Source organism: Streptomyces rishiriensis (assembly GCF_030815485.1).
GTDB classification, from domain to species: Bacteria; Actinomycetota; Actinomycetes; order Streptomycetales; family Streptomycetaceae; genus Streptomyces; species Streptomyces rishiriensis_A.
The window spans coordinates 1139326-1165539 of sequence record NZ_JAUSWV010000002.1 but is presented as its reverse complement, the minus strand read 5'-3'; the positions used below and the strand labels follow the sequence as shown (position 1 = coordinate 1165539).

Below are 26214 nucleotides of genomic sequence, written 5' to 3'. Positions count from 1 at the left end.
CGCTTCTCCTGTGCCCTCTTCGGTACTCACAACTGGCCGACGCTGGTGACGCGGACGACCGCGCGGCCCTCGGCGTCGGAGGCCGTGAGGTCGACCTCCGCGCTGATGCCCCAGTCGTGGTCGTCGTTCGGGTCGTCGAAGATCTGCCGGACCCGCCACAGGGCGTTCTCCGGTTCCTCCTTGATGATGAGCAACTTGGGGCCCCGGGCGTCCGGACCGGTGCCGAGGTCGTCGTACTCGTCCCAGTACTTGTCCATCGCCTCGCCCCAGGCATCGGCGTCCCAACCGGACTCGCCGTCCATCTCGCCCAGTTCGCCGACGTGGTCGAGGGCGGCGAGCTCGACGCGGCGGAACATCGCGTTGCGGACCAGGACCCGGAAGGCACGCGGGTTCGCCGTGACCGGCTTGACCTCGTCGGCCTTCTCCTGGGCCTCCTCGGCGGTCATCTCCGCCGGGTTCGCGAGCTGCTCCCACTCGTCCAGCAGGCTCGAGTCCACCTGGCGCACCATCTCGCCCAGCCACTGCACCAGGTCCTGCAGATCCTCCGACTTGAGGTCGTCCGGGACGGTGTGGTCGAGGGCCTTGTAGGCGCCGGCCAGGTAGCGCAGCACGATGCCCTCGGTGCGGGCCAGCTCGTAGTGGGACACCAGCTCGGTGAAGGACATCGCCCGCTCGTACATGTCACGGATGACGGACTTCGGCGACAACGGATGGTCGCCCACCCACGGGTGGCTCTTGCGGTAGGTGTCGTACGCGTGGAAGAGCAGCTCCTCCAGGGGCTTCGGGTACGAGATGTCCTGGAGGCGCTCCATCCGCTCCTCGTACTCGACGCCGTCAGCCTTCATCTCGGCCACCGCCTCACCGCGGGCCTTGTTCTGCTGGGCGGCGAGGATCTGACGCGGGTCGTCCAACGTGGATTCCACGACGGAGACCATGTCGAGAGCGTAGGAAGGCGACTCCGGGTCGAGGAGTTCGAACGCGGCCAGCGCGAAGGTGGACAGCGGCTGGTTCAGAGCGAAGTCCTGCTGGAGGTCCACGGTGAGGCGGACGACGCGGCCGGTGGCGTCCGGTTCGTCGAGCTTCTCGACGACGCCGCCGTCCAGCAGCGAGCGGTAGATCGCGATCGCGCGCCGGATGTGCCGAAGCTGCTGCTTGCGCGGCTCGTGATTGTCCTCCAGCAGATGCCGCATCGCCTCGAAGGCGTTGCCGGGCCGGGCGATCACCGAGAGCAGCATCGTGTGCGTGACCCGGAAACGGGACGTCAGCGGCTCCGGGTCGGACTCGATGAGCTTGTCGAAGGTGTTCTCCGTCCAGCCCACGAATCCCTCGGGCGCCTTCTTGCGCACCACCTTGCGACGCTTCTTCGGGTCGTCACCGGCCTTGTTGAGCGCCTTCTCGTTCTCGATGACGTGCTCGGGAGCCTGGGCCACCACCAGGCCCGCGGTGTCGAAGCCGGCCCGGCCGGCCCGGCCCGCGATCTGGTGGAACTCGCGGGCCCGCAGCGTGCGCACCCGGTTGCCGTCGTACTTGGTCAACGCGGTGAACAGCACGGTCCGGATGGGCACGTTGACGCCCACGCCGAGCGTGTCCGTACCGCAGATCACCTTCAACAGGCCCGCCTGGGCGAGCTTCTCCACCAGACGCCGGTACTTGGGCAGCATGCCGGCGTGGTGGACGCCGATGCCGTGCCGTACGTAGCGCGAGAGGTTCTGGCCGAACTTCGTGGTGAAGCGGAAGCTGCCGATCAGGTCGGCGATCCGTTCCTTCTCCTCGCGCGAGCACATGTTGATGCTCATCAGCGCCTGTGCCCGCTCCACCGCCTGCGCCTGTGTGAAGTGCACGATGTAGACGGGCGCCTGCTTGGTGACCAGCAGGTCGCTGAGCGTCTCCGTCATCGGGGTGTACCGGTACTCGTAGGACAGCGGCACCGGTCGGGTCGCCGAGCGGACCACCGACGTGGGGCGGCCGGTGCGCCGGGCGAGGTCCTTCTCGAAGAACGACACGTCGCCGAGCGTGGCCGACATGAGCACGAACTGCGCCTGGGGCAGCTCCAGGATCGGGATCTGCCACGCCCAGCCGCGGTCGCCCTCCGCGTAGAAGTGGAACTCGTCCATGACGACCTGGCCGACATCCGCGTGCTTGCCGTCGCGCAAGGCGATCGAGGCGAGCACCTCGGCGGTGCAGCAGATGACCGGGGCGTCGGAGTTCACGGACGCGTCGCCGGTCAGCATGCCGACGTTCTCCGTGCCGAAGATCTTGCACAGCTCGAAGAACTTCTCCGACACCAGCGCCTTGATCGGAGCCGTGTAGAAGGTGACCTCGTCACGGGCGAGAGCCGCGAAGTGAGCGGCCGCCGCGATCATGCTCTTGCCGGAGCCGGTGGGCGTCGACACGATCACGTTCGCCCCGGAGACCACCTCGATCAGCGCCTCCTCCTGGTGGGGGTAGAGCGTCAGACCACGCTCCTGCGCCCAGGACTCGAAGGCTTCGTACAGGGCGTCGGGATCTGCGGTCGGCGGCAACTGATCGATGAGGGTCACGCCCCCATCTTGCCTGCCCTCGTCCCTGATGGGGGAATCGGATGCCGGCCCGAAGATCACGACCGCTACGCTGTGTCGCCGACGGAGCGTCAACGCACCCGGTCAACTGGACAGCGGCATTCGAGGAATAGGGCGGGCAGCGGCCATGATGGGACCAGCACATTCACTGTCGGGGGCGGCCGCCTGGCTCGGCGTCGGTGCGGCCGCCGCGGCTGCCGGGCACACGATGCCCTGGCCGGTCCTCCTCGCGGGTGCGCTGATCTGTGCCGGAGCGGCGCTCGCCCCGGACCTCGACCACAAGGCGGCCACCATCTCCCGGGCCTTCGGACCCGTCTCGCGCTGGCTGTGCGAGATCGTCGACAAGCTCTCCTACGCCGTCTACAAGGGCACGAGGAAGCAGGGCGACCCGCGCCGCTCCGGTGGTCACCGCACCCTGACGCACACCTGGCTGTGGGCCGTCATGATCGGCGGAGGCGCCTCGGCGCTGGCCGTCACCGGTGGCCGCTGGGCGGTCCTGGCGCTCCTCTTCGTGCACATGGTGCTGGCGATCGAGGGACTGCTGTGGCGGGCCGCCCGGGGATCCAGCAGCGATGTACTGGTGTGGCTGCTGGCCGCCACCAGCGCATGGATCCTCGCCGGTGTCCTGGACAAGCCCGGCAACGGCTCGGACTGGCTGTTCACCGACCCGGGTCAGCAGTACCTGTGGCTGGGACTGCCGATCGTGCTGGGCGCCCTGGTGCACGACATCGGCGACGCCCTGACCGTCTCGGGCTGCCCGGTCCTGTGGCCCATCCCCATCGGGCGCAAGCGCTGGTACCCGATCGGGCCGCCCAAGGTGATGCGGTTCCGGGCCGGCAGCTGGGTCGAGCTGAAGGTGCTGATGCCCGTGTTCATGCTGCTCGGGGGAGTCGGCGGCGCGGCCGCCCTCAACTACATCTGACGAGCGAGCCGACGCGTGCCTTCGACGGTGGCGTCGGCACCGGTTCAGGTCATCGCTCCGCCGTCGCCGTAGCGCCGCTCGAAGCGGGCGACCCGGCCCTCCGTGTCCACGGTGCGCGCCTTGCCGGTGTAGAAGGGGTGGCTCTCGGAGGAGATCTCCACATCCACGACCGGGTAGGTCTCGCCGTCGTCCCACTCGATGGTCTGGTCGCTGGTGGCGGTGGACCGCGTCAGGAAGGCGTAACCGGCGGTCCGGTCGCGGAACACGACCGCGTGGTAGTCGGGCTGCTTGTCCTGCTGCATAAGGGCTCCTCCTGCGATGACGTCGGCGTTGGCGATGCGGACGGCGGCGACGGACCGGGCACGGCCGAGGCGGCCGTGGACGGGTCAGCCGGACAGGGCGTCCTCGTCGACGATGTGCATCGCGGCCTCCTCGGCGGAGGCCGCCGCGCCGTCGATGCCCACGTCCGTGGCGATCAGTGCGCTCTCCTCGTCCTCGTGGGCTCCTTCGTCCGGCGCCACGAGCCTGCCGGAGCGAGCGGAGCCGACCTCGTTGTCGAGGAGTTCCCCGTCGGTGCCGTCGCAATCGCCGAGGCCGTCGCCGTCGGGCGCGTCGAGTTCCGGAGTCTCCTCCGCGAGCCGCTGTTCCAGGGTCTCGCCCTCACGGCGCTCCGCGGCGGTCACACCATCGTGTTCCACCGCCCAGGGGCGGTCCGGAGGGGACCAGCCGCGGTCGAGGGGGTCGTCGACGCCGTCGTTCTCCAGCGTGTCCTCGGCATCGAGCAGTCCCGCGTCGTCCTGGATGTCGGACGCGTCGGGCTGATAGACGTCGTCCCCCCATCCGTCGGCACTGTTCACGGGTACCTCCAGGGGGTGTCGGCCCCGTTCTCATCGCGGTCGGCGGCGGGGTACCGCCGCACGGGGCACCGGTCGGGCGCGGTGTGTTCCGGAGGGATCCCGACCGCCTTCCGCGCGGGTGCCGCTATCCAGCGTTCCACTCCGCGTCGGGACCGCGCAACGCCAGAGGGCGCGCGCAGGCCTGGCCGGGCCGCCTGCGGCGGCGGGTGTCGGTCGCGCGCCGAGACCGTCCCGGTCCCCGGGGCACGCAGTTCCCCGCTCTGCGAGAAGCCGGCCGAGAGCACCCCCGAGGGCGCCTGCCCACACAATGACTCACGCACCCGCGCCGGCACCGCCCCCTGGCGCCGACACCGACGTACGCGCCGGCACGGACCCAGGCACCGGTGCCGACCCATAACCCGGCAGCACCGACTGAGGCACCGGTACCGACCCAGGCGCTGGTTCCGGCACCGACCCGGAACTCCGGCTCAGGCGCCGGCACCGGCCAAGGCGCCGGCCAAGGCACCGGCGCCGGCCAAGGCACCGGCACCGACCCAGGCACCGGCAATGACCGAGAAACCGGCAGCACTGACCCAGGCACCGGTGTCGGCACCAACGCAGAACCCGGCACCGACCCAGGCACGGGTGCCGACTCAGGCGCTGGTTCCGGCAGCGACCCAGAACTCCGGCACCGGCTCAGGAACCAGTGCGGAAATGACCCAGAACCCGGGAGCACTGACCCAGGCACCGGTGTCGGCACCGTTCCAGATGCCGGCGCCGGCGCTCTCGCGCCTCGTCTCGGCGGCTTCGCGCCGTCGTCGGTTCGCGACTCAGCCGTGCCACGACCGCCAGAGCGCCGCGTACGCCCCGTCCGCCGCGACCAGCTCGGTGTGGCTGCCCAGCTCGCTGATGCGGCCGTTCTCCACTACGGCGATGACGTCGGCGTCGTGGGCGGTGTGCAGACGGTGGGCGATGGCGACGACGGTACGGCCGTCCAGGACGCGGGCGAGGGACCGCTCCAGATGGCGGGCGGCACGCGGGTCGAGCAGCGAGGTCGCCTCGTCCAGCACCAGCGTGTGGGGGTCGGCCAGGACCAGCCGGGCCAGGGCGATCTGCTGGGCCTGCGCCGGGGTGAGCGCGACACCGCCGGAGCCGACCTCGGTGTCGAGGCCGTCGTCCAGAGCGCGGGCCCAGCCGTCCGCGTCGACCGCGCCCAGGGCCGCCCACAGCTCGGCTTCCTCGGCCTTCTCGGCGCTTCCCACGGCCGTCGGGGCCGACGGGGACCCCTCGCTCGGGTGGAGTCGCGCGTGGGGGAGGGCCAGCCGGAGGTTGTCGCGCAGGGAGCCGACGAAGACGTGGTGCTCCTGGTTGACGAGCGCCACATGGGAGCGGACCCGTTCCGCGGTCATCCGCGACAGTTCGGCGCCGCCGAGGGTGATCCGGCCGTCGCGCGGCGCGTAGATCCCCGCGAGCAGCCGCCCCAGTGTGGACTTCCCCGCCCCCGAGGGCCCGACCAGGGCCAGCCGGGTGCCGGGGGAGACCTCCAGGGTCACCTTGCGCAGTACGTCGACGCCCTCCCGGTAGCCGAAATGGACCCGGTCGGCGTGGACGTCGTGCCCGTCCGGGACGAGCGCGGAGTCCCCGTCGTCCGGCTCGATGTCACGTACTCCGACGAGGCGGGCCAGCGACACCTGGGCCACCTGGAGTTCGTCGTACCAACGCAGGATGAGGTTCACCGGGTCGACGAGCATCTGCGCCAGCAGGGCCCCCGTCGTGAGCTGGCCGACCCCGATCCAGCCCTTCAGCACGAACGCCCCGCCGAGCATGAGGACCGAGCCCAGGACAGTGATGTGCACGAGGTTGATGACCGGGAACAGCACCGACCGCAGCCACAGCGTGTAGCGCTCCCAGGCGGTCCACTGCCGGATGCGCTGCTCGGACAGCGCGATGCGGCGCCGGCCCAGCCGGTGGGCCTCCACGGTGCGGCCGGCGTCCACGGTCTCGGCGAGGGCCGCGGCCACGGAGGCGTAACCGGCGGCCTCCGAGCGGTAGCCGGCCGGCGCCCGCTTGAAGTACCAGCGGCACCCGGCCACCAGCAGCGGAACCGCGACCAGGACGGCCGGCGCCAGCGGCGGCGCCGTGACGACGAGCCCGCCGAGCAGCAGCAGAGCCCACATCACGCCGATCGTCAGCTGGGGCACGGCCTCGCGCATCGCGTTGGCCAGCCGGTCGATGTCCGTGGTGATGCGGGACAGCAGGTCACCCGTACCGGCTCGCTCCAGCACACCCGGCGGCAGCCGTACCGAGCGTACGAGGAAGTCCTCGCGCAGGTCGGCCAGCATTCGCTCGCCCAGCATCGCGCCACGCAGCCGCACCTGCCGTACGAAGGCGGCCTGGAGGACCAGGGCGAGCACGAACAGCGTGGCGACGAGCCCGAGACGGAGCTCGCGCGCCCCCTCCGACAGCCGCTCCACGAGGTCGCCGAGCAGCCAGGGACCCACCATCGAGGCGACCGTGGCGACGGTGTTCACGAGGAGGAGGAGCAGAAAGGCCCGGCGGTGCCGGCGCAGGAGTTCTGCCACGTAGGCGCGTACGGTCGAGGGGGCGCCGACGGGCAGCGTGTTCGCCGTCGTCGGTGCCGCCGGGTCGTACGCGGGCGGCGCCACGCCGATCATGCGGTCTCCTCGATCTCTTCGCGTTCGATCTCTTCGAGCCGGTCGTCTTCCAGGCCCTCCAACACGCCGCGCAGGGGCGCCCGTTCGTCCTCGAAGGGCTCTGCCGGCGTGGCTTCCTCATCGGTTTCCCTGGTCACCACGGCCCGGTACCTGGGCTCGGAGTGCAGCAGTTCGCGGTGCACGCCCACCGCGACGGCCTCGCCCTCGTGCACGAGCACGACCCGGTCTGCGCGGTCCAGCAGCAGGGGGGACGAGGTGAACACCACCGTCGTGCGCCCGGCCCGCAGTTCACGCAGAGCCTCGGCGATCCGAGCCTCGGTGTGCGAGTCCACGGCGGAGGTGGGCTCGTCCAGGACGAGGACCTCGGGGTCCGTGTACAGGGAGCGGGCCAGCGCGAGGCGTTGCCGCTGGCCGCCGGAGAGGGACCGGCCGCGTTCGGTGATCCGGGCGTCCATCGGGTCGTCGGCGTCCAGCGAACCCTGTACGAGTGCGTCGAGGACGTCCCCGCACTGGGCGGCGGCCAGCGCCGCTGCCGCGTCGACCGCACCCGAGGCGGGCACGTCGAGCAGGTCGCGCAGGGAACCGGACAGCAGCACCGGGTCCTTGTCCTGGACGAGGACCGAGGTGCGCGCGGACTCCAGCGGCAGTTCGTTCAGGGGAACCCCGCCGAGCAGGACGGAAGGGCTGTCCTCCGGGGGGTGCCCGCCCAGCCGCTCCGCCAGACGTCCGGCCGCGTCCGGGTCGCCGCAGACCACGGCGGTGAGCCGGGCCGCCGGGGCGAGCAGTTTGGTGGCGGGGTCGTACAGGTCGCCCGAGGGAGCGTCGGCCGCGCGCGAGCCGCCGATGTCGGTGGCCCGCTCCAGGGCGAGCACTCGGGCGGCGCGTGCGGACGACGGGCGTGAGAAGGAGTAGGCCATCGCGATCTCCTCGAAGTGCCTGAGGGGATAGGCCAGCACCATGACGGAGCTGTAGACCGTGACCAGTTCACCGACGGTGATACGGCCCTCGCGGGCCAGGTGGACGCCGTAGCAGACGACGGTGATCAGCAGCAGCCCGGGCAGCAGCACCTGGATGGCGCTGATCAGCGACCACATGCGGGCGCTGCGCACGGCCGCGCGGCGGACCTCCTGCGAGGCGCTGCGGTAGCGGTCGAGGAACAGTTCCTCGCCGCCGATCCCGCGCAGCACCCGCAGTCCCGCCACGGTGTCCGAGGCGAGTTCGGTGGCGCGGCCGGCCTTCTCGCGCTGGACGTCGGCCCGTCGCGTCGCCGCGGGCAGCAGGGGCAGTACCGCGACCGCGAGAACGGGCAGACCCACGGCGACCACCACGCCGAGCGCCGGCTGGTAGACGACCAGGCCGACGCAGACCAGCAGGACCGTGACGGCCGCGGCGGTGAAGCGGGAGACGGCCTCCACGAACCAGCCGATCTTCTCGACGTCACCCGTGGAGACGGCCACGACCTCACCGGCGGCGACCCGCCGGGTCAGTGCCGAGCCGAGGTGCGAGGCCTTGCGGGCGAGCAACTGCTGCACCCGGGCAGCGGCGGTGATCCAGTTGGTGACGGCGGCGCGATGCAGGAAGGTGTCCCCGACAGCGGTGGCTGCACCGCACAGGGCCATCACGCCGCCGGTGACGGCGAGCCGGGTACCGGAACGGTCCACGACGGCCTCGATGGCGAACCCGACGCAGAACGGCTGCGCCGAGACGGCCACGAAGTGCAGCAGGCCCCACGCCAGGGCCTTGAGCTGGCCGCCCAGCTGGTTCCGGCCGAGCCACCACAGGAAGCGGGCTCCCGAGCGTGCGTCCGGCACGCCCGGGTCGGGGTACGGAAGGTCTTGGATCTGCATGACGTCCCAGTGGCTCGAGTCAGGGGTAGGGGGAGAAGACGGGGGAGGGTGAGGGGGAAGGGGAGGGGAGGGGAGGGGTGTGGGGCGAACAAGAAGGTCCGCGCGGAGCGGCAGCAAACCGTGCAAGGTTCGCGCCGCAGCGTGGTCCATATCAACCGGTTTTCCTTGGCGGCGGCCGGATTCGGCAGCTGTCCGACACGGGCCGGATGTCCGGAAGACGGCGCTGACGCCCGGAAGGTGGTGCGAGCATGGGCCGATGCGACCTGGCTGTGTGCGGCGGGCGGGAGTCCGGCCGCTGATCTGTGGCCTCCTGCTCGCCGTCCTGTCCGCGTGCGGTGGTGGGGCCGTGGGCGAGGGGAGTGACGGTACGTCGGGAGCGGGCGCCGGGAGACGCGCCAATTCGTCGGGCCCGGCCGCGACGACCGGTGTCCCCGGTGTCGGTGACCGGTGGCAACGGCGGATCCCCGCTGTTTCACGCCAACTTGTGGCGGTGTACGGCGACGGGAAGGACTCCGCGGACGCCACCGTCGTGCTCTACGCCAGAAGGGGACGTGCCTGGGAGCGGGTGGGGAGCTGGCAGGGGCACAACGGCAAGAAGGGCTGGACCGCCGACCACCACGCCGGCGACGACCGAAGCCCCATCGGCGTGTTCACGCTCACCGACGCGGGCGGTGTCCTGGCCGATCCCGGTACCAGGCTGCCGTACACCCGGTCCGCCTCCTTCGCGGCACCGCGCTGGTGGGCGAGGTCGCACTGGCACGACTTCGACTACGTCATCGCCATCGACTACAACCGCGTCAAGGGTGTCCCGCCGGACGACCCGGCGCGGCCCGAGGGCGAGGGGAAGGGGGGGTGGGATCTGGCTGCACATGGACCACGGCAGCGGTACGTCGGCCTGCGTCAGCCTGCCCAAGGCGGCGATGGAACACCTGCTGCGCACCCTCGACCCGGACCGGCATCCCGTGGTGGTCATGGGGGACAGGGCCGCGCTGAAGGCGTAGCCCCCGCGCCCGAGGCCTCATTGCGGGGAGCGGCCGACTCCCCGTAGAACACCGGCCATGAGAAGCCGGATCATCATGTCCATGCTCACCGGAGCGATCCTCCTGGCGAGCACCGTCCTGGGGGGCGGCACGGCGCGCGCGGACGCCTCCGCGTCTGCATCTTCTTCGTTCTCTTCGTTCTCTTCGGTCTCGTCGTCTGCCTCGTCCCCCTCCGAGTCGCCGTCGTCCGCGGCGGCAGGGGTGCCGTCTTCTTCGCCGTCCGTGCCCGTCGAGGTTCCCGCCGAGTTCGGCACCGACTGGCACGACCCCCTCACCGCCGCCCCGCCGGTGACCGGACCCCATGCCAAGAGCTGCCGGGTCGTCCTCGCGGAGGTGCGGTTCCGCGACTTCACGCCGTACCGGGGCGCGTACACACCGCCGGTCGGCTGCGGCGACCGCTGGAGCAAGGTGGTGCTGCGCCTCGACGGCAAGGTCCGGGGGCGGCAGTTCGACCGGCTCGGTTATCTGCACGTCGGCGGGGTGGAGATCTTCCGTACGTCGACGCCCGAGCCGTCGCCCGACGGGATCGAGTGGACCGTCGAGAAGGACGTCACCCGCTACACCGACACGTTCCGCTCCGCGCGGGACGTGGAGATGCTCATCGGGAACGTCGTCGACGACACCTATACGGGCGTGATCGACGTCAAGGTGACCCTCACCTTCTTCGAGGGCGGAACGGCCGCCACCGCCACCACGGCCACCGTGCCCGACCGCGTCCTCACCCTGGCCGACGGTCCCGGCGGCACGACCCTCACCACGCCGCGCAACAGCGAGCGCATCGTCGCCGAGGTGTACGCCACCGGCTCCGGCGGCGGATGCGAGGAGTACTGGTATCTGACCGTGCCCGCCGCCGCTCCCTACTCCTGCCGGTCGGACGGCGGGCCCTATCGGGAGGTGCAGGTCGGGGTCGACGGGAAACTGGCCGGAATCGCCGCCCCCTTCCCGACCGTCTGGACCGGCGGCTGGTCCAACCCCTTCCTCTGGTACGTGATTCCGGGCCCCCGGGCCTTCGACGTCAAGCCGATCGAATATGACCTGACCCCCTTCGCCGGGCTACTCAACGACGGGCGTCCGCACCGCGTGGAGGTGTCCGTCGTCGGGGTGTCCGAGGGGCAGAGCGGCTGGAGCACACCCGTCAACGTGCTTGTCTGGCAGGACCCGGGGAAGACCGTCGTCGGCGGAGGACTCCTCACGCACGACGCGGGTGAGCTCACCGACTCCACCACCTACACGCCCGGCACGGAGCACCGCGTCGACACCGAGGGCGGGCACCGCCTGACCGTCACCGGATACCTCGACACCTCGCACGGTCGCGTGCGGACCACCGTGAACCGCGCCGTCGCGAACACCTCCGCGCACCGCTGGACCGACGGCGAGACCGTGGACGGCCTCGACGCCTCCTGGTCCGACGACGAGTCGGTCACGGTCTACGGCCGCGGACCGGCTCGTACGACACGCACCCATCGGACCTACACGATGGAGGGCACCACCACCCTCGGCGCGGACGACCGGCTCCGCACGGTGCTGACCCTCGGCGACCGGGCCGACTCCGTGACGATGCGCAGCGGCCGACGCGCGTCGTGGTCACGGCTCGACGACACGTACACGGGAGACGCCACCTTCACCGTCGGCGTGCCCCGGGACCAGCGCCACGCCGTCGGCAGGACGGGCGAGCACTACCGGCTGTACGGCTCGGACGGCTGCCACGACCGACGCCTGGCCACGGTGCAGGGGGTGCTGACCGAGGATCAGCGAGGCTGCTGAGCCGGAACGCGTGCGACGCGTCACTCCTGGGCGGGATTTACACGGAGGAAACGCACAGGTCTCCTGCGCGATCAGCGGCACCTCCACAGTGATCGTCACGGAAACCGCTTTCCGCATCGCAGAAGTCCAGTCCGTCCCTGCGGACTTCCGCGTGCCGTCATCCCCCAAGGAGTGCCCGTGCCGCCGTCCGTCCCGTCCCTGCCGCGACGCGTCGCACGCATACTGCGTACCTCACTCTTCGCGCAGGTCGCCTGCGCGCTCGTCCTCGGCGTCGTCGTCGGAAAACTGTGGCCCGACGTGGCCACGGATCTCCAGCCGCTCGGTGACGGTTTCACCCGCCTCATCAAGACGATCATCTCGCCCCTGGTCTTCTGTGTGGTCGTCGTCGGCATCGCCAAGGCCGGTGACCTGAAGGCCTTCGGCCGGATCGGGCTCAAGGCCCTGATCTGGTTCGAGGTCGCCAGTACGCTCGCCCTGGTCATCGGGCTGCTCGCCGCCAACATCGTCCAGCCCGGCTCGGGGATGAACGTCGACCCGTCCACGCTCGACACCTCGGCGGTGGACGCGAAGACGGGCGGCGGTTCGCTTCCTTCGACGACCGAGTTCGTCATGAACGCGCTGCCCACCAGTTTCGTCGGCGCCTTCGCGGAGAACTCCCTGCTCCAGGTGCTCGTTCTGGCCTGTCTGGTCGGGGCCGCGCTGCTGCACCTCGGCCACAGCAAGGCGCCGAAGGTCCTGCCGGCCGTCGAGCAGGCCCAGGAGATCATCTTCGCGATCGTCGGCTTCGTCATGCGGCTCGCGCCGATCGCCGTGTTCGGGGCGATGGCCGTCCTGATCGGCAACTACGGTCTGGGCGTCATCGAGACCTACGGCAAGCTGATCGTTCTGTGCTACGCGGCCGCCGCCCTGTTCGTCACGCTGCTCGCCGTCGCCCTGCGGCTGGTCACCGGGCTGAGCCTGTGGAAGTTCCTGCGGTACATCCGCGAGGAGATGCTCCTCGCGCTCGGCACCGCCTCCACCGAGTCCGTCATGCCGCGGGTGATGCAGAAGCTGCGCAGGGCCGGCGCCCGCGACGACGCCGTGGGCCTGGTGCTGCCCACCGGCTACTCCTTCAACCTCGACGGCGCCTCGCTCTACCTGTCCATCGGCACACTGTTCATCGCCCAGGCGGTGGGCGTCGACCTCGGCCTGGGCCAGCAGATCACCGTGGTCCTGGTCCTCATGCTCACCAGCAAGGGCATGGCCGGCATTCCCGGCTCGGCCTTCCTCGCCCTGTCCGCGACCGCCTCCTCGCTGGGAGCCATCCCCGCCGGAGCCGTCGCCCTGCTGCTGGGCGTGGACCGCATCATGGACTCGATGCGCGTCGTCACGAACCTCCTCGGCAACTGCGTGGCCGTCTTCGCCGTCTCACGCTGGGAGGGCGCGCTCGACCTGGAGCGGGCCAGGAAGGTCCTGGACGGAGAAGTCGTCGTGATGCCGGACGAGGAGCCGGACGACGCCGCGAAGCCGGAGGGATCCGGGCGACCCGACGGTGTCGGGCGCCCGGACGGTGCGAGGAGCCTCGAAGCGGAGGCAGGGACACCGGTGGTCGTCTCCGCCGGACCCGCCAAGGAGGCCGTGCCCGAGAGCAGTTGAACGCACGGCGCCGACGCAACGGCCGTGGCCACCCCTCCAGTGGTACGGAGGGGCGGCCACGGCCGGTTCCGCGAGATTCAGCAGTTGCGCCCCTGCCGCGGTCCGTGGTCGTGTCCGTGTTCGTGCCCCGGTCCTTGTCCCGGTCCCTGTCCCTGCTTCGGCGTCCGGTCCGGTGGCCCGTCCACCAACGCGTCCAGCAACCCGCTCAGCACCTGACGCTCGAGCTCCGTCAGCGGATCGAGGATCTCCTCCGCAGCGGACATCCGTGCGCCCCTCAGCTGCCGCAGGGCCCCGCGGCCGTCCTCCGTGAGCTCGATCCGGATCACACGCCGGTTGGTGGGGTCCGGCACCCGACGCACCTTGCCGCTCCCCTCCAGCCCGTCCACCAGCGTCGTGACGGCCCGGGGCACCACCTCGAGCCGCTCGGCGAGGTCGGCCATGCGCGGCGGCGAGTCGCAGTGCGCCAGTGTGCGCAGCAACCGGGCCTGGGCCGGGGTGACGCCGAGCCCGCTCCGCTCCAGGTGGTGCTTCTGGATGCGGTGCACCCGGCGCGTGAGCCGCAGCAGCTGCTCGGCGAGCAGACTGTCGGAATCGGGGGTGGTCATACGGGAACAATATCAGGACGCCGTTCATTGTGAGTATAGGTAACAATGAGCTATGCTCCGTCAGTCCTCCCCGTCTCACCCTCCGTAGGAGCCATGCCCCGCGATCACATCGACTGGACCCCCTCGCCCGGCGCCTCGTCCGAACAGCCCCGACAGGTACGCCGCATCCTGACCCTCTTCAAGCCCTACCGTGCCCGGCTCGCGGTCGTCGGCGTGCTGGTCGCCGCCGCCTCGCTGGTCGCCGTCGCCACCCCGTTCCTCTTGAAGGAGACGCTGGACGTCGCCATTCCCGAGGGGCGCACCGGCCTGCTGAGCCTCCTCGCCCTCGGCATGATCCTCAGCGCCGTCCTGAGCGGTGTCTTCGGCGTCCTGCAGACCCTGATCTCCACGACCGTCGGCCAGCGCGTCATGCACGACCTGCGGACGGCCGTCTACGACCGCCTCCAGCGGATGTCTCTCGCCTTCTTCACGCGCACACGCACCGGCGAGGTGCAGTCCCGCATCGCCAACGACATCGGCGGGATGCAGGCCACCGTCACCTCCACCGCCACCTCGCTGGTCTCCAACTTCACCAGCGTGGTCGCCACCATCATCGCGATGGTCGCCCTCGACTGGCGGCTGACCGTCGTCTCGCTGCTCCTGCTGCCGGTGTTCGTCTGGATCAGCCGCCGCGTGGGCAACGAACGCAAGAAGATCACCACCCAGCGTCAGAAGCAGATGGCCGCGATGGCCGCCACGGTCACCGAGTCGCTGTCGGTCAGCGGCATCCTGCTCGGCCGCACGATGGGCCGCTCCGACTCCCTCACGCGGTCCTTCGCCGACGAGTCCGAGCAGTTGGTCGACCTCGAGGTGCGGTCGAACATGGCCGGACGCTGGCGGATGGCCGTGATCGGGATCGTCATGTCCGCCATGCCGGCGTTCATCTACTGGACCGCGGGCGTGGCCCTCCAGTTGGGCGGCCCCGACGTCTCCCTCGGCACGATCGTCGCCTTCGTCTCGCTCCAGCAGGGGCTGTTCCGCCCGGCCGTCAGCCTCCTGTCGACCGGTGTGCAGATCCAGGCCTCCCTCGCCCTCTTCCAGCGCATCTTCGAGTACCTCGACCTGCCCGTCGACATCACCGAGCGGGACGACGCGATCCGTCTCGACCGGATCAAGGGCGAGGTCCGCTTCGAGAGCGTCGCCTTCCGGTACGACGACAAGGGCGGTCCCGTCCTGGACGGCATCGACATCGACGTCCCGGCCGGCGGCAGCCTCGCGGTGGTCGGCCCGACCGGCGCCGGCAAGTCCACGCTGGGCTACCTGGTGCCGCGCCTCTACGACGTGACGGGCGGCCGGGTCACCCTGGATGGCGTCGACGTCCGGGATCTCGACTTCGACACCCTCGCGCGCGCGGTCGGCGTCGTCTCGCAGGAGACGTACCTCTTCCACGCCACGGTCGCCGACAACCTGCGCTTCGCCAAGCCGGACGCCACCGACGAGGAGCTGTACGCGGCCGCGCGGGCGGCGCAGATCCACGACCACATCGCCGCCCTGTCCGACGGCTACGACACGGTGGTCGGCGAGCGCGGCCACCGGTTCTCCGGTGGTGAGAAGCAGCGGCTGGCCATCGCCCGCACCATCCTGCGCGACCCGCCGGTACTGATCCTCGACGAGGCGACCAGCGCCCTCGACACCGGCACGGAACAGGCCGTCCAGCAGGCCATCGACGCCTTGTCGGCCAACCGCACCACGCTCACCATCGCCCACCGGCTGTCCACCATTCGGGGTGCCGACCAGATCGTGGTCCTCGACTCCGGCCAGGTGGCCGAACGGGGCACGCACGAGGAGCTGTTGGAGCGGAACGGGCGGTACGCGGCGCTGGTGCGACGGGACGCCCGCCTGGAGCCGACAAGATGAAAGTATGGCAAGTCGTGTCGGAGTTGTCATGATATGAGGGTTACCGTGCCCGCATGCAGATGAACACTCCGCCACGGAGCACGATTCGACTGACGCGCCGGGGCCGTCTCGTCCTCATCGCGACCGGAGCCTTCGTGGCCGGCGCCGCCGTGGCGGTGCCGCTGCTGAGCCTGGAGAGCCCGGGGGAGAAGCCGAAGCCGGCCACCCTGGTCATCCCGGAGGGCTGGCGCGCGAGCCAGGTCTACGAGGCCGTCGACAAGGCGCTCGCCCTGCCGGCCGGCACCACCCGGAACGCGTTGCCGAAGGCCGGGCTGAAGCTGCCGAACGAGGCGGAGGGGAACCCGGAGGGCTACCTCTTCCCGGCGACGTATCCGCTGGACGAGAAGGCGACGCCGCAGACCCTGCTGGCCTACATGGTCGACACCGCCAACAAGAGGTTCAACGGGGCGCCGACGGCGGCCGGCGCGCAGCGCAACGCCATGAACGTCTACCAGGCGGTCACCGTCGCCAGCCTCGTGCAGGCCGAGGCCGCCACCAAGGCGGACATGGGCAAGGTGGCCAGGGTCGTGTTCAACCGCCTGGAGCGCGGCATGCCGTTGCAGATGGACTCCACCATCAACTACGCGCTGAACCGCTTCACGCTCAAGACGACGGAGAACGACACCCGTGTCGAGAGCCCCTACAACTCCTACCAGCGCATGGGTCTGCCGCCGACGCCGATCGACAACCCCGGTGAGGAGGCGCTGCGCGCGGCCATCAGTCCCACCCCGGGCGACTGGCTGTACTTCGTCACGGTCAAGCCGGGCGACACCCGCTTCACGGCGAACTACGCGGAACACCAGCGCAACGTCGCCGAGTTCACTCGCAACCAGCGGAGCCCGAAGAGTCAGTCGGCGGCGGCCGGCTGACCTGGTGGGACGTCAGGCGGCGACCGCCTCTCCCGCGAGCAGCCGCCTGATGTCCCGTACGGCCGCGCGGCCGGCCCGGTTGGCGCCGATGGTGCTGGCAGAAGGCCCGTAGCCGACCAGATGAACGCGCGGATCGGCGACGGCACGCGACCCCTCGACCCGGATCCCGCCGCCCGGCTCACGCAGCCGCAGCGGCGCGAGATGGTCGATGGCGGCCCGGAAGCCGGTCGCCCACAGGATGACATCGGCGGCGACCGTGCGCCCGTCGTCCCACTCCACGCCCTCCGGAGTGATCCGGTCGAACATGGGCAGCCGGTCCAGCACCCCGTCGGCGAGCCCCTGCCGGATCGCGTCGTTGAGCGGCAGACCCGTCACGGACACCACGCTCCTCGGTGGCAGCCCCTGGCGCACCCGCTCCTCCACGAGCGCGACGGCCGCGCGGCCGGCCCCCTCGTCGAAGGGCCCCTCGCGGAAGACGGGCGGCCGCCGTGTCACCCACGTGGTCCGCGCCGCGTACGGCGCGATCTCCAGCAGGTGCTGGGTACCGGACGCGCCACCCCCCACCACGACCACCCGCAGCCCGGCGAACGCCTCGGGACCGGGGTACCGCGCGGTGTGCAGCTGCCGGCCGCGGAAGGTCTCCTGGCCGGGGTAGCGCGGCCAGAACGGCCGGTCCCAGGTGCCCGTGGCGTTGATCAGGGCCCGGGCGGACCACATGCCGTCGGAGGTCTCGACGAGCAGCCGCCCACCGGAGCCCTCACGCACGGCCCGCACCTCGACCGGCCGCCGTACTCGCAGGTCGAAGGCGCGCTCGTAGGCGTCGAAGTACTCGGCCACGACCTCGGACGACGGCCGGGCGGGATCCGCGTCCGTCAGCTCCATGCCAGGGAGCGCGTGCATCCCGTGCACCTTGCCGTACGTCAGTGACGGCCACCTGAACTGCCAGGCGCCGCCGGGGGCGGGGGCGCGGTCCAGCACCACGAAGTCGCGCTCCGGCTCGAGACCGGTGCGCCGCAGGTGATAGGCGCCGGCCAGACCCGCCTGGCCCGCGCCGATGACGACCACCTCGACCTCACGCAAGTTGTTCACGCTTCTACCAACGGAAGGGCCGGCGTGGATCTTCCCGGTCCGGCTGTGCGATCGGGCGGGCAGCCCGGCGCATGGGTGAGGATGGGGGCATGTCAGATGCGTTCACCACCCGAGTCCTGCACATCGCCTCAGGCTCCCGGGAGAGGGTCGTCGACCTCACCGGGGACTGCGAGACGTTCCTGCGTGAGGTGGCCGCCGGCCGTGGCGGTCTGCTCAACGTCTTCGTCCCGCACGCCACCGCCGGGATCGCGATCATCGAGACGGGCGCCGGAAGCGACGACGACCTGCTCGCCGCCCTGCACACCCTCCTCCCCGCCGACGACCGTTGGCAGCACCGGCACGGCAGCCCCGGCCACGGCCGCGACCACGTGCTCCCGGCCTTCGTCCCGCCCCATGCGACCCTGCCGGTCGTGGACGGAAGGCTGGAACTGGGCACCTGGCAGTCGGTGTGCCTGGTGGACACGAACAAGGACAACCCCGACCGTCAGGTGCGGCTGAGTTTCCTGGGGTGACGGGGAGGCCCGGCGGCTCACGGTTCCGTCGGGACGCAGAGCACCGGAACACTCGACAGGTGCAGGAGCTTGTGCGGGGTCGAGCCCAGCAGCGCCCCGCGCATCGGACTCTCGCCCCAGCTGCCCACCACGATGAACCGCGCCCCGTGGCGTGCCGCGGAGTCGACCAGCGCGGGCGCCGGTTTCTGGTCGATGATCTCGACGGTCGTGGACACGCCCGCCGCTTCGGCCACCGTGACGGCGTGATCGAGGGCGACGCGTCCGGCCTCGCGGACCGCTTCCCGGTGGGCCCGGTACTCCTCGCCACCCGGCCCCGGGGCCGCGGCGCCGTAGACCAGCACCAGCGGCTCGCGGAACGCGGCCGCCGTCTCGATCGCGATGCGCAGGGCGCGTACCGCGCCGGGAGATTCGTCGTAACCGAGGACGACCGCCATCTCAGGACTCCTTGCCGGGGACGCCGTGGACCAGATCGGGATCGGCGACGCCCGCCCGTTCCGACCAGAAGGCGGGTGACTTCAGCCGCCACACCACCATGAGCACCACACCCGCGAGGGCGATGCCGACGCCGATGACGAGCGGGGGGCCGACCCCGAGCCACGAGGCGCCGGTGTAGGAGTTCGCGGCATCGGACATGTCGGAGACCGATTCCACGAGGAGCCACGCCAGCAGCCCGGCGCCGACGAGTGGGCCCGCCCCGATGAGCACGAAGTGGCGGACGCTCTCCGTGAGATGGCGGCGGTGGTAGACGGCGCAGGCCACGCCGGTGAGGGCGTAGTAGAACGCGATCAGCAGCGACAGCGCGGTGAGCGAGTCGAAGAGGGCGTTGGTGCTGATCCGGTTGAGGACGAGGTACCAGGCGATGGCGATGCCGGCGACCCACCAGGTGCTCACGTCGGGCGTACGGAACCGCGGGTGGATGTGCGCGAAGTGCGCGGGCAGCGCGTGACGGCGGGCCATGGACAGCGCCGTACGGGACGCCGGGATGATCGTCGTCTGCGTCGAGGCCAGCGCGGAGGTGGAGACCGCCAGCAGCACGACCCAGTCCCAGCCACCCATCACCTGACCGGCGAGGAGAGCGAAGACGAACTCCTCCTCGTCGGCGTTCTCGGCCAGGAAGGCCGTTCCGGCATAGGCCACGACGGCGAAACCGACCGAGACGTAGGTCACCAGAAGGACGACCGTCGACCAGATCCCCGCCTTGCCGGGAGCGGTGGCGGAGTCCTCCACCTCCTCGGTGAGATTGACCGCGGACTCCCAGCCCCAGTAGATGAACACCCCCAGCAACAGGGCCCCGGTCAGTGTCGAGCCGCCGGCACCGAAGGGGTTGAGCCAGCCGAGCGCCGGTTCGACGGAATCGGAGGTCGTGGTGCCCGCGTAGACGCGGTAGAGCGCTACGACGACGAAGGCGAGCAGACAGACGACCTGGGCGAGGATGAGGACGTTCTGCACCTTGGCGGACACCTCGGTGCCCACGACGCAGACGGCCGTCATCACGAGGATGAGCAACACCGCGAGCAGCTGGCGTACGAAGTCGTTGTCGACCCAGCTGTCGAGGCCGAAGGCGAGCAGCGCGAAGCTCACGGCGACGTCCGCCAGCGACCCCACGACCAGCACTCCGGTCATGGTGATGGCCCAGCCGCCGAGCCAGCCGGCCCAGGGCCCCATGGCCCGGGTGACCCACGAGAAGGTGGTGCCGCAGTCCTGGTCGACCTTGTTGAGGTAGTAGAACGCCGACGCGATCAGCAGCATCGGCACGAACGACGCGACCAGCACGCCGGGAGCGTAGATGCCGACCAGCGCCACGATCGGGCCGATGACCGCCGCGAGCGAGTACGCCGGCGAGGTGGCGTTGAGCCCGATGACGAGGGCGTCCACGAAGCCGATCGCATCGGCCTTCAGCCCGTCAGGCGGACGTGCGTCAGTGGTGTCGTCGGCCATGTTCCCTCGCTCCGGTTGTACGTGAGGCCATACAACAGGGAGCTTTGTGACTTTCCGCGTCATTGAGGGCTTCATGGTCACGGGTGTCACCGACGGAAGGCGAAGGCACGCGGACCCGGGGCCCGGGCCGCTCCACGGCCTTCCGCGGAGCGGCACTCCGGGCAGTACCGCTGCCGTCAGCGGCGCGGGCGCTCCAGCGTGAGGAGCAGGCCCTCGACCGCGCCGGGCCCGATGCGGCCCTTGACGTCGGCGGACGTGATCGCCTTGAGGGCCCAGCCGTCCTCGGCGTGCTTGTTGAGCACCTTCTCCAGCTTGTCGCTGTCCAGCGCGTCACCGATCAGTGACTCGCGGAAGGTGACGACCTTGTACTCGAGTACCTGGGGACTGCTCATGACGGGGCCTCCTGTGGATGGACTGGCTGCCGGAACCGGGGACAGCCAATCACCGGGCGAAGTCGCCGCGCACGGCGGGGCGGCCCGGCGGTGAGGAAGGTCCGTCAGGCCGGCTTGCGCCACACCGAGATGTGCTTCGCCGAGTCCTGGGTGAACGGCGCGCCGTCCCAGTCCGCGACACGCCGTTCCGGTTCGAGTCCCGCGATCCGCGCCATGAGGTCGAGCTCGGCCGGCCACGCGTACCGGTGCAGGGAGGCTCCACGGCGGTAGCGGCCGTCCTCGGCGTCGCGGGTGAGGTGGTGCGAGACGAGCATCTGTTCGACCAGGTCGAAGGTGTCGAAGCCGAGGTGCCGCTCGGAGACGTCGAACGGCACCGCGACCTGCCCGGGCGGCAAGAACCGCAGGGGCGGCACCCCCAGCTCGATGACGAAACGCCCGCCGGGCGCCAGGTGCCGTGCGGCGTTGCGGAAGCACTCGACCTGCTCCTCCTGCGTGAGCAGGTTCGTGATGGTGTTGTAGACCAGATACACCAGGGTGAACCGGCCGGGGACGACGGTCGTGGCCATGTCCCCGATGGCGACCGGGAGCCTGTCCTCGTCGATCTTGCGCCGCAGTACCGCCGCCATGTGCTCGGACAGTTCGATGCCCACCACCGGCACGCCGCGCTCCCGGAGCGGGACGCCGACGCGTCCCGTTCCGATGGCGAACTCCAGTGCCCGGCCGTCCCCGGCGAGCTCGGCGAGAAAGTCGAGAGTCGGTCCGAGCGCGGCGGCCGAGGATCTCTCGCTCTCCTCGGCGTCGTAGCGGTCGGCGGTCGCGCGGGTCCACAGTTCGCTGCTCGTCACAAGCGGCCACTGTGCCGGGCGTGGCTCCGCGCTGTCGACGCGTTTTCCCACCGCCGACCGTGCCGTGCCGTGCCGTGCCGTCGCGCCGGGGCGGGGCGGAGCGCGCCGGGGCGGGCCCGGCTCCGCGCTGGCGCGCTGCCCCGCCGGGGCGGGCGGCGCGCGCAGGAGCCACGGGGGTGTTCTCCTGGTGCGCACCTTGTGTAATCTGAAAATTAACCTTTCGCGTGTATTTGACTTCGTACAGGCTTGCGCGCCCGCTGCGGCGCCGGGTGGGCGAAAGGTAGTGCGGTTGTATGTACCGTGCTAGGCTTCGAGTAGTTGCAGTTGTGGTTCCCGAAACTTCAAGTGCCTCGGCGGCTGTCTGTCGCCGGGCATTTTTGTATCTCCGGTGCTTATCCGGACGGGGTTCATTGTGGCAACGCATGGGTCCACACGGTGTGGACCTCTGGGCACTGCCCCGAAGGAGATGTGACATGGCTACTGGCACCGTCAAGTGGTTCAACTCGGAAAAGGGATTCGGTTTCATCGAGCAGGACGGCGGCGGCCCCGACGTTTTCGCTCACTACTCGAACATCGCCACCCAGGGCTTCCGTGAGCTTCAGGAAGGCCAGAAGGTGAACTTCGACGTCACGCAGGGCCAGAAGGGCCCGCAGGCGGAGAACATCACGCCCGCCTGACGCGAAAGCGTATGAGGCAGCTGGGGCCCGCACCGCTTGGTGCGGGCCCCAGCTTGCTGCTTTCCAGGATTCCGAAGACCTGATGGAATTCCTTCAGTCTCATTTTCGGCTCGTGCTTGCGATTCACCCGGCTTCTTCTCGCTTCCGCCGGGAATTCCTCGATGCGTGCCCCCCGCCGAGGAAGGTTCTCCTTTGAGCCGTTCAGCTCGCACGAATGACCGTTCCGAGTTCGCACTCCCGGTCGCCGTCACCCCCGCACTTCCCGCCGCAGCGACCTTCGGTGAACTGGACATGCCCGCCGCGCTGCTGGAGATGCTCGCCGCGCACGGCCTGAACGAGCCGTTCCCGATCCAGTCCGCGACGCTGCCGAACTCGCTCGCAGGCCGCGACGTCCTGGGCCGCGGTCGCACCGGGTCGGGCAAGACGCTCGCCTTCGGCCTGGCCCTCCTGGTACGCACGGCGGGACGGCGTGCCGAGCCGCGCAAGCCGCTGGCCCTGGTCCTCGTCCCCACACGCGAGCTGGCCCAGCAGGTCAGCGACGCGCTCACCCCGTACGCCGGGTTGCTGAAGCTGAGGCTGGCCACCGTGGTCGGCGGCATGTCGATCGGCAGGCAGTCCGGAGCGCTCCGGGCCGGTGCCGAGGTGGTCGTCGCGACTCCGGGCCGCCTCACTGATCTCGTCGAGCGCAAGGACTGCCGCCTGGACCGGGTGGACATCACGGTCCTGGACGAGGCCGACCAGATGGCCGACATGGGCTTCCTTCCGCAGGTCACCGAGCTTCTCGATCAGGTACGGCCCGACGGCCAGCGCATGCTGTTCTCGGCCACGCTCGACAGCAACGTCGACCACCTGGTCCGCCGCTACCTCCGTGACCCGGTGGTCCACTCGGTCGACCCGTCGGCGGCCGCGGTCACCACGATGGAGCACCACGTTCTTCAGGTGCACGGCGCCGACAAGTACGCCGCCGCCACCGAGATCGCCGCCCGCGAGGGGCGCGTGCTCATGTTCCTGGACACCAAGCACGCCGTCGACCAGTTCACCCGCCACCTGCTGGGCAGCGGTGTCAGGGCCGCCGCACTGCACGGCGGCAAGTCGCAGCCCCAGCGCAACCACACCCTGGCCCAGTTCAAGGACGGCCGGATCACGGTGCTGGTGGCGACCAACGTCGCGGCCCGTGGCATCCACATCGACAACCTCGACCTCGTCGTCAACGTCGACCCGCCGGCCGACCACAAGGACTACCTGCACCGCGGCGGCCGTACGGCACGCGCCGGCGAGTCCGGCAGTGTCGTCACCCTGGTCACGCACAGCCAGCGCCGGGACGTGGCACGTCTGCTGTCCGACGCGGGCATCAGGGCGCAGATCACGCAGGTCCGCTCCGGCGAGGCGGAGCTGAGCCGCATCACCGGCGCCCAGGCTCCCTCCGGCGTCCCCGTCGGCGGCAGCGGGGTCGCCGCGGAGCGTCCGCAGCGCGGCGGCGCTCCCTTCCGCGGTATGGGCACCCGCCCGGGCCGGCCGGGCCGCGGCGGCGAGTCGCGCAAGGCCGCCGAGGCACGTCAGGCCGCCGAGGCACGCGCGGCGGCCCGGGTACGCCGGGGCGCCTAGCCCCGGCCGGGAAGGGCCGGGAAGGGCCGGGACGCCGGCCCCTCGCACCGGCCTCGTCCGCTGGGGCCACCCGGTACGGCGCCCCTTCGGCGTGACGGGGTTCCGCCCACCTGGCGCGCCGGGGACGCGGCGCTAGTGTCGTCGGCATGAGCGAAGACTCCCAGCGCCTCGTCACCATCGAGCGGACCGGCGCCGGCCGGTTCACCGCGACGAACGTCCGCGGTGGCACGATCGACTTCGGTACCGTCTCCGATGCCGACGGCGGCACCGGCTTCACCCCCGTCGAACTCCTGCTCGCGGCGATCGGCGGCTGCTCCGCCGCCGACGTAGACGTCGCCACCGGTCGGCACGCCGAACCCGCCGGGTTCACCGTCACCGTGACCGGCGAAAAGATCAGCGACGATTTCGGCAACCGGCTGACCGACCTCGCGGTCACCTTCTCCGTCAGTTTCCCCGAGGGCGCCGCCGGGGACCGGGCCCGCACGATCCTGCCCCGGGCGGTCGCGGTCTCCCACGACCGGCTGTGCACCGTCAGCCGCACCATCGAGATCGGCACTCCCGTCACCGCGACCGTCCTGGAAGCCTGACCTGCTCTGCCCCGCTGGGCCTGCCCCGCGCCCCGCTGGCCGCGCCGCGCTGGGCCGCGCCGCGCTGGGCCTCGCCCGACCCTGCCCCGCCTGCCCTCGCAACTCCTGCCCCCGCCCGCCGCGCCAGACGTGTCGAGCCCCGCGGCCGTCCCGTCATGCCCCGTCATGCCCCGCCGACGCCGACCCGTTCCCGGGATGCGTCCGGGACGCACGCTGACCGGCGCCGGATGTTCGTGGCCGGCGATGCTGCCGGGCGGTGCTGGGCTTCTACGCTCTGGTGCCGTAGCCACCGGAGCCGTCCGTAGAAGGCGCCTGCCGATTCTTATCGGCGACCGCCTGGATATCACCGGCGCGCGTCCGGTCCCGGGCGGAGCGGAGTCATTCCGCAAACTCCGCGCGTGAATGACAGCGCCGGACTCGACGCCTGGTTCGCCTCCCGTCCCGCCCGTGGAAATCAACTCCTCCATGCTGCCCCGACCGGTCGGCAGAACTGCGGCGCAGCGGCTTGACCGGCCTTTTTCTCGCGAAAAGAGCTCCGCCCATTGTCCATTGCACGGCAGGATTTCGTTTCCCATCCTGGTGCCGGAATCGAGGCTTTCTGGAGAGCCGCTAGAGACGGGCGTCAGACGGATTGGATCGCACGCTTTCGCGCTCCGTACTCCCCTAGTGTGGCACCCGCGTCACGTCGTCCGCTTTCCTGCATGATGCGGAGCGCGCAAGGGAGAAGGAGAGATCGAGGAATGTCGAATTCACGCAGAACCTTCACTAAATCCATGCTTGCGGTATCGGCCTGTGTCGTCGCCGCGCCCCTGGCCGTCGCGGGGCCTGCCGGCGCCGCGACGAGCGGGGCCGAAGCCGTTTCGACGACGACCGTCAAGGTAATCGCCTCGGGACTGAAGAACCCCCGCGACGTCACTGCCCTGGCCGACGGCAGCCTGCTCGTGGCCGAGTCGGGCGAGGGCCTGCCGGGCTGCCCCGTCGGGCAGGTGTGCGTGGGCAAGACCGGTTCCGTCTACAAGATCAAGGGCTCGTGGCAGGGCCGCGTCGTCACCGGTCTGACGTCCTCCGCTCCGGGTGCCGCGCCCGGGGACACGATCGCGGCCGTCGGCCCCTCGAGTGTCCTGCCCGATCCGAACGGGGGTTACCTCGTTCTGAGTTCGGCCAGCCTCAACAGCGACACCCGCGCTGCGCTCGGCCCGGACGCCAAGGCGCTGGGCACGCTCATGCGTACCCGCGACGGCTCGATCGTCGCGGACTACGTCGACCACGAGACGCGGCTGAATCCCGACGGCCGCGAGCCGTACTCCAACCCGTGGAAGGTTCTGCGCAGCGGCGGCGGCTACCTGACCACCGACGCGGGCGCCAACACCGTGCTCCGTACGGCGGGCGGCACCACGACCACCCAGTTCGTGCTGCCGACGAACGAGAATGATCGCGACGGGGTGCCCACCGGCATCGCCCGGGGTGCCGACGGCACGACCTACGTCGCCGGCCTCGGCGTCTACGCGGGCCAGTCGCGGATATACAAGGTGGGCCCCGACGGTCCCGAGCTCTGGGTCACCGGCCTGACCAACGTGGTGGACCTCGCCGTCGCCCCGAACGGCGATCTGATCGCTCTGACGTACACGCCGGGCTACGTCGGGGACCCGCCGCAGCCGAGCAAGGTGCTGAAGATAGACACCGCCACCAAGGCGGTCACCGAGATCCCGACCGGTGACAGGCTGATCATGGGCACGGGGCTCGACGTCAACCGCGACGGCCAGGTGCTCATCGTCAACAACGCGCGAGGCACCAGCGGCGAGCTGCTGAGCCTGACCTACTGACACGGTCCACGGCGTAGCCGGTACGGCTCTCTCCTTCGCCCCCGACGTGCGTGATCCCGT

21 protein-coding genes and 1 pseudogene are annotated in these 26214 nt (G+C 70.7%); 11 read left to right on the top strand and 11 right to left on the bottom strand.

Annotated elements, in window-relative coordinates; genetic code table 11:
* Positions 1–26: 26 nt before the first annotated feature.
* Complete coding sequence (locus QF030_RS07565) at positions 27–2540, bottom strand: DEAD/DEAH box helicase (protein WP_307161880.1); 2514 nt, start codon at positions 2538–2540, stop codon at positions 27–29.
* Between the two features lie 145 nt (positions 2541–2685).
* Between QF030_RS07565 and QF030_RS07560 the strand changes: the two genes are divergently transcribed.
* On the top strand, positions 2686–3480 hold the full coding sequence (locus QF030_RS07560; protein WP_307161879.1) for a metal-dependent hydrolase: 795 nt from the start codon (positions 2686–2688) through the stop codon (positions 3478–3480).
* Between the two features lie 44 nt (positions 3481–3524).
* On the opposite strand, the gene QF030_RS07555 is transcribed toward QF030_RS07560, so the two are convergent.
* From QF030_RS07555 to QF030_RS07540, 4 genes are all read right to left on the bottom strand, one after another.
* Positions 3525–3782: a type B 50S ribosomal protein L31 gene (locus QF030_RS07555; protein ID WP_171395721.1), complete on the bottom strand. Its 258-nt coding sequence runs from the start codon at positions 3780–3782 to the stop codon at positions 3525–3527.
* Between the two features lie 84 nt (positions 3783–3866).
* Positions 3867–4337 carry a DUF5709 domain-containing protein gene (locus QF030_RS07550; RefSeq protein WP_307161878.1) on the bottom strand — a complete coding sequence of 157 codons (471 nt, stop codon included), beginning with the start codon at positions 4335–4337 and terminating at the stop codon, positions 3867–3869.
* 809 nt (positions 4338–5146) lie between these two features.
* A complete protein-coding gene (locus tag QF030_RS07545; protein WP_307161877.1) occupies positions 5147–6991 on the bottom strand; it encodes an ABC transporter ATP-binding protein in 1845 nt (614 codons plus the stop codon).
* Positions 6988–8838 (bottom strand): ABC transporter transmembrane domain-containing protein, encoded by a 1851-nt coding sequence (locus QF030_RS07540; RefSeq protein ID WP_307161876.1) that lies wholly within the window; start codon positions 8836–8838, stop codon positions 6988–6990. The genes QF030_RS07545 and QF030_RS07540 overlap by 4 nt, the downstream gene beginning before the upstream one ends.
* Before the next feature lie 256 nt (positions 8839–9094).
* Between QF030_RS07540 and QF030_RS07535 the strand changes: the two are divergent.
* The 3 genes and pseudogenes from QF030_RS07535 to QF030_RS07525 all read left to right on the top strand — a co-directional run bounded on the left by QF030_RS07535 (position 9095) and on the right by QF030_RS07525 (position 13277).
* Positions 9095–9839: pseudogene (locus QF030_RS07535) on the top strand (hypothetical protein).
* A gap of 240 nt (positions 9840–10079) precedes the next feature.
* Positions 10080–11642, top strand: coding sequence for a peptide-N4-asparagine amidase (locus QF030_RS07530; RefSeq protein WP_373428884.1), 1563 nt, complete (start codon positions 10080–10082; stop codon positions 11640–11642).
* 177 nt (positions 11643–11819) lie between these two features.
* Positions 11820–13277 carry a cation:dicarboxylate symporter family transporter gene (locus QF030_RS07525; protein WP_307161875.1) on the top strand — a complete coding sequence of 486 codons (1458 nt, stop codon included), beginning with the start codon at positions 11820–11822 and terminating at the stop codon, positions 13275–13277.
* Between the two features lie 77 nt (positions 13278–13354).
* Here the strand turns inward: QF030_RS07525 and QF030_RS07520 are convergent, their stop codons facing one another.
* Complete coding sequence (locus tag QF030_RS07520; protein ID WP_307161874.1) at positions 13355–13882, bottom strand: MarR family winged helix-turn-helix transcriptional regulator; 528 nt, start codon at positions 13880–13882, stop codon at positions 13355–13357.
* Between the two features lie 93 nt (positions 13883–13975).
* On the opposite strand from QF030_RS07520, the gene QF030_RS07515 reads away from it, so the two are divergent.
* A complete protein-coding gene (locus tag QF030_RS07515; RefSeq protein WP_307161873.1) occupies positions 13976–15778 on the top strand; it encodes an ABC transporter ATP-binding protein in 1803 nt (600 codons plus the stop codon).
* Between the two features lie 53 nt (positions 15779–15831).
* A complete protein-coding gene (mltG, locus tag QF030_RS07510; RefSeq protein ID WP_307161872.1) occupies positions 15832–16686 on the top strand; it encodes an endolytic transglycosylase MltG in 855 nt (284 codons plus the stop codon).
* Positions 16687–16698: 12 nt separating this feature from the next.
* Here mltG and QF030_RS07505 read toward each other — a convergent pair whose 3' ends face one another.
* Positions 16699–17775 (bottom strand): NAD(P)-binding domain-containing protein, encoded by a 1077-nt coding sequence (locus QF030_RS07505; protein WP_307161871.1) that lies wholly within the window; start codon positions 17773–17775, stop codon positions 16699–16701.
* 89 nt (positions 17776–17864) lie between these two features.
* On the opposite strand from QF030_RS07505, the gene QF030_RS07500 reads away from it, so the two are divergent.
* The gene (locus QF030_RS07500; protein WP_307161870.1) at positions 17865–18287 is read left to right on the top strand and encodes a YjbQ family protein; all 423 of its coding nucleotides are present in this window, start codon (positions 17865–17867) and stop codon (positions 18285–18287) included.
* A gap of 17 nt (positions 18288–18304) precedes the next feature.
* On the opposite strand, the gene QF030_RS07495 is transcribed toward QF030_RS07500, so the two are convergent.
* From QF030_RS07495 to QF030_RS07480, 4 genes are all read right to left on the bottom strand, one after another.
* Complete coding sequence (locus QF030_RS07495) at positions 18305–18721, bottom strand: universal stress protein (RefSeq protein WP_307161869.1); 417 nt, start codon at positions 18719–18721, stop codon at positions 18305–18307.
* Position 18722: 1 nt separating this feature from the next.
* Entirely contained in the window at positions 18723–20225 is a 1503-nt protein-coding gene (locus QF030_RS07490; protein WP_307161868.1) for an APC family permease, read from the bottom strand.
* A gap of 176 nt (positions 20226–20401) precedes the next feature.
* The gene (locus tag QF030_RS07485; RefSeq protein ID WP_307161867.1) at positions 20402–20617 is read right to left on the bottom strand and encodes a DUF4177 domain-containing protein; all 216 of its coding nucleotides are present in this window, start codon (positions 20615–20617) and stop codon (positions 20402–20404) included.
* Positions 20618–20721: 104 nt separating this feature from the next.
* Positions 20722–21462, bottom strand: a complete 741-nt coding sequence (locus tag QF030_RS07480; RefSeq protein WP_307161866.1) for a class I SAM-dependent DNA methyltransferase — start codon at positions 21460–21462, stop codon at positions 20722–20724.
* A gap of 473 nt (positions 21463–21935) precedes the next feature.
* Here QF030_RS07480 and QF030_RS07475 point away from each other — a divergent pair, with 473 nt between their 5' ends.
* The 4 genes from QF030_RS07475 to QF030_RS07460 all read left to right on the top strand — a co-directional run bounded on the left by QF030_RS07475 (position 21936) and on the right by QF030_RS07460 (position 26154).
* Entirely contained in the window at positions 21936–22139 is a 204-nt protein-coding gene (locus QF030_RS07475; protein WP_020125862.1) for a cold-shock protein, read from the top strand.
* A 192-nt stretch (positions 22140–22331) separates the two neighbouring features.
* Positions 22332–23744, top strand: a complete 1413-nt coding sequence (locus QF030_RS07470; protein ID WP_307161865.1) for a DEAD/DEAH box helicase — start codon at positions 22332–22334, stop codon at positions 23742–23744.
* A gap of 146 nt (positions 23745–23890) precedes the next feature.
* Positions 23891–24331: an OsmC family protein gene (locus QF030_RS07465; protein ID WP_307161864.1), complete on the top strand. Its 441-nt coding sequence runs from the start codon at positions 23891–23893 to the stop codon at positions 24329–24331.
* A gap of 773 nt (positions 24332–25104) precedes the next feature.
* Positions 25105–26154, top strand: coding sequence for a ScyD/ScyE family protein (locus tag QF030_RS07460; protein ID WP_307161863.1), 1050 nt, complete (start codon positions 25105–25107; stop codon positions 26152–26154).
* Positions 26155–26214: the final 60 nt, after the last annotated feature.

Excerpts from the sequence above, each read along its gene's own strand:
- QF030_RS07545 (WP_307161877.1), bottom strand. The coding sequence starts at position 6,991 with ATGATCGGCGTGGCGCCGCCCGCGTACGACCCGGCGGCACCGACGACG.
- QF030_RS07520 (WP_307161874.1), bottom strand. The coding sequence starts at position 13,882 with ATGACCACCCCCGATTCCGACAGTCTGCTCGCCGAGCAGCTGCTGCGG.
- QF030_RS07495 (WP_307161869.1), bottom strand. The coding sequence starts at position 18,721 with ATGGCGGTCGTCCTCGGTTACGACGAATCTCCCGGCGCGGTACGCGCC.
- QF030_RS07540 (WP_307161876.1), bottom strand. The coding sequence starts at position 8,838 with ATGCAGATCCAAGACCTTCCGTACCCCGACCCGGGCGTGCCGGACGCA.
- QF030_RS07490 (WP_307161868.1), bottom strand. The coding sequence starts at position 20,225 with ATGGCCGACGACACCACTGACGCACGTCCGCCTGACGGGCTGAAGGCC.
- QF030_RS07460 (WP_307161863.1), top strand. The coding sequence starts at position 25,105 with ATGCTTGCGGTATCGGCCTGTGTCGTCGCCGCGCCCCTGGCCGTCGCG.
- QF030_RS07475 (WP_020125862.1), top strand. The coding sequence starts at position 21,936 with ATGGCTACTGGCACCGTCAAGTGGTTCAACTCGGAAAAGGGATTCGGT.
- QF030_RS07485 (WP_307161867.1), bottom strand. The coding sequence starts at position 20,617 with ATGAGCAGTCCCCAGGTACTCGAGTACAAGGTCGTCACCTTCCGCGAG.
- QF030_RS07465 (WP_307161864.1), top strand. The coding sequence starts at position 23,891 with ATGAGCGAAGACTCCCAGCGCCTCGTCACCATCGAGCGGACCGGCGCC.
- QF030_RS07560 (WP_307161879.1), top strand. The coding sequence starts at position 2,686 with ATGATGGGACCAGCACATTCACTGTCGGGGGCGGCCGCCTGGCTCGGC.
- QF030_RS07500 (WP_307161870.1), top strand. The coding sequence starts at position 17,865 with ATGTCAGATGCGTTCACCACCCGAGTCCTGCACATCGCCTCAGGCTCC.
- QF030_RS07555 (WP_171395721.1), bottom strand. The coding sequence starts at position 3,782 with ATGCAGCAGGACAAGCAGCCCGACTACCACGCGGTCGTGTTCCGCGAC.
- mltG (WP_307161872.1), top strand. The coding sequence starts at position 15,832 with ATGCAGATGAACACTCCGCCACGGAGCACGATTCGACTGACGCGCCGG.
- QF030_RS07515 (WP_307161873.1), top strand. The coding sequence starts at position 13,976 with ATGCCCCGCGATCACATCGACTGGACCCCCTCGCCCGGCGCCTCGTCC.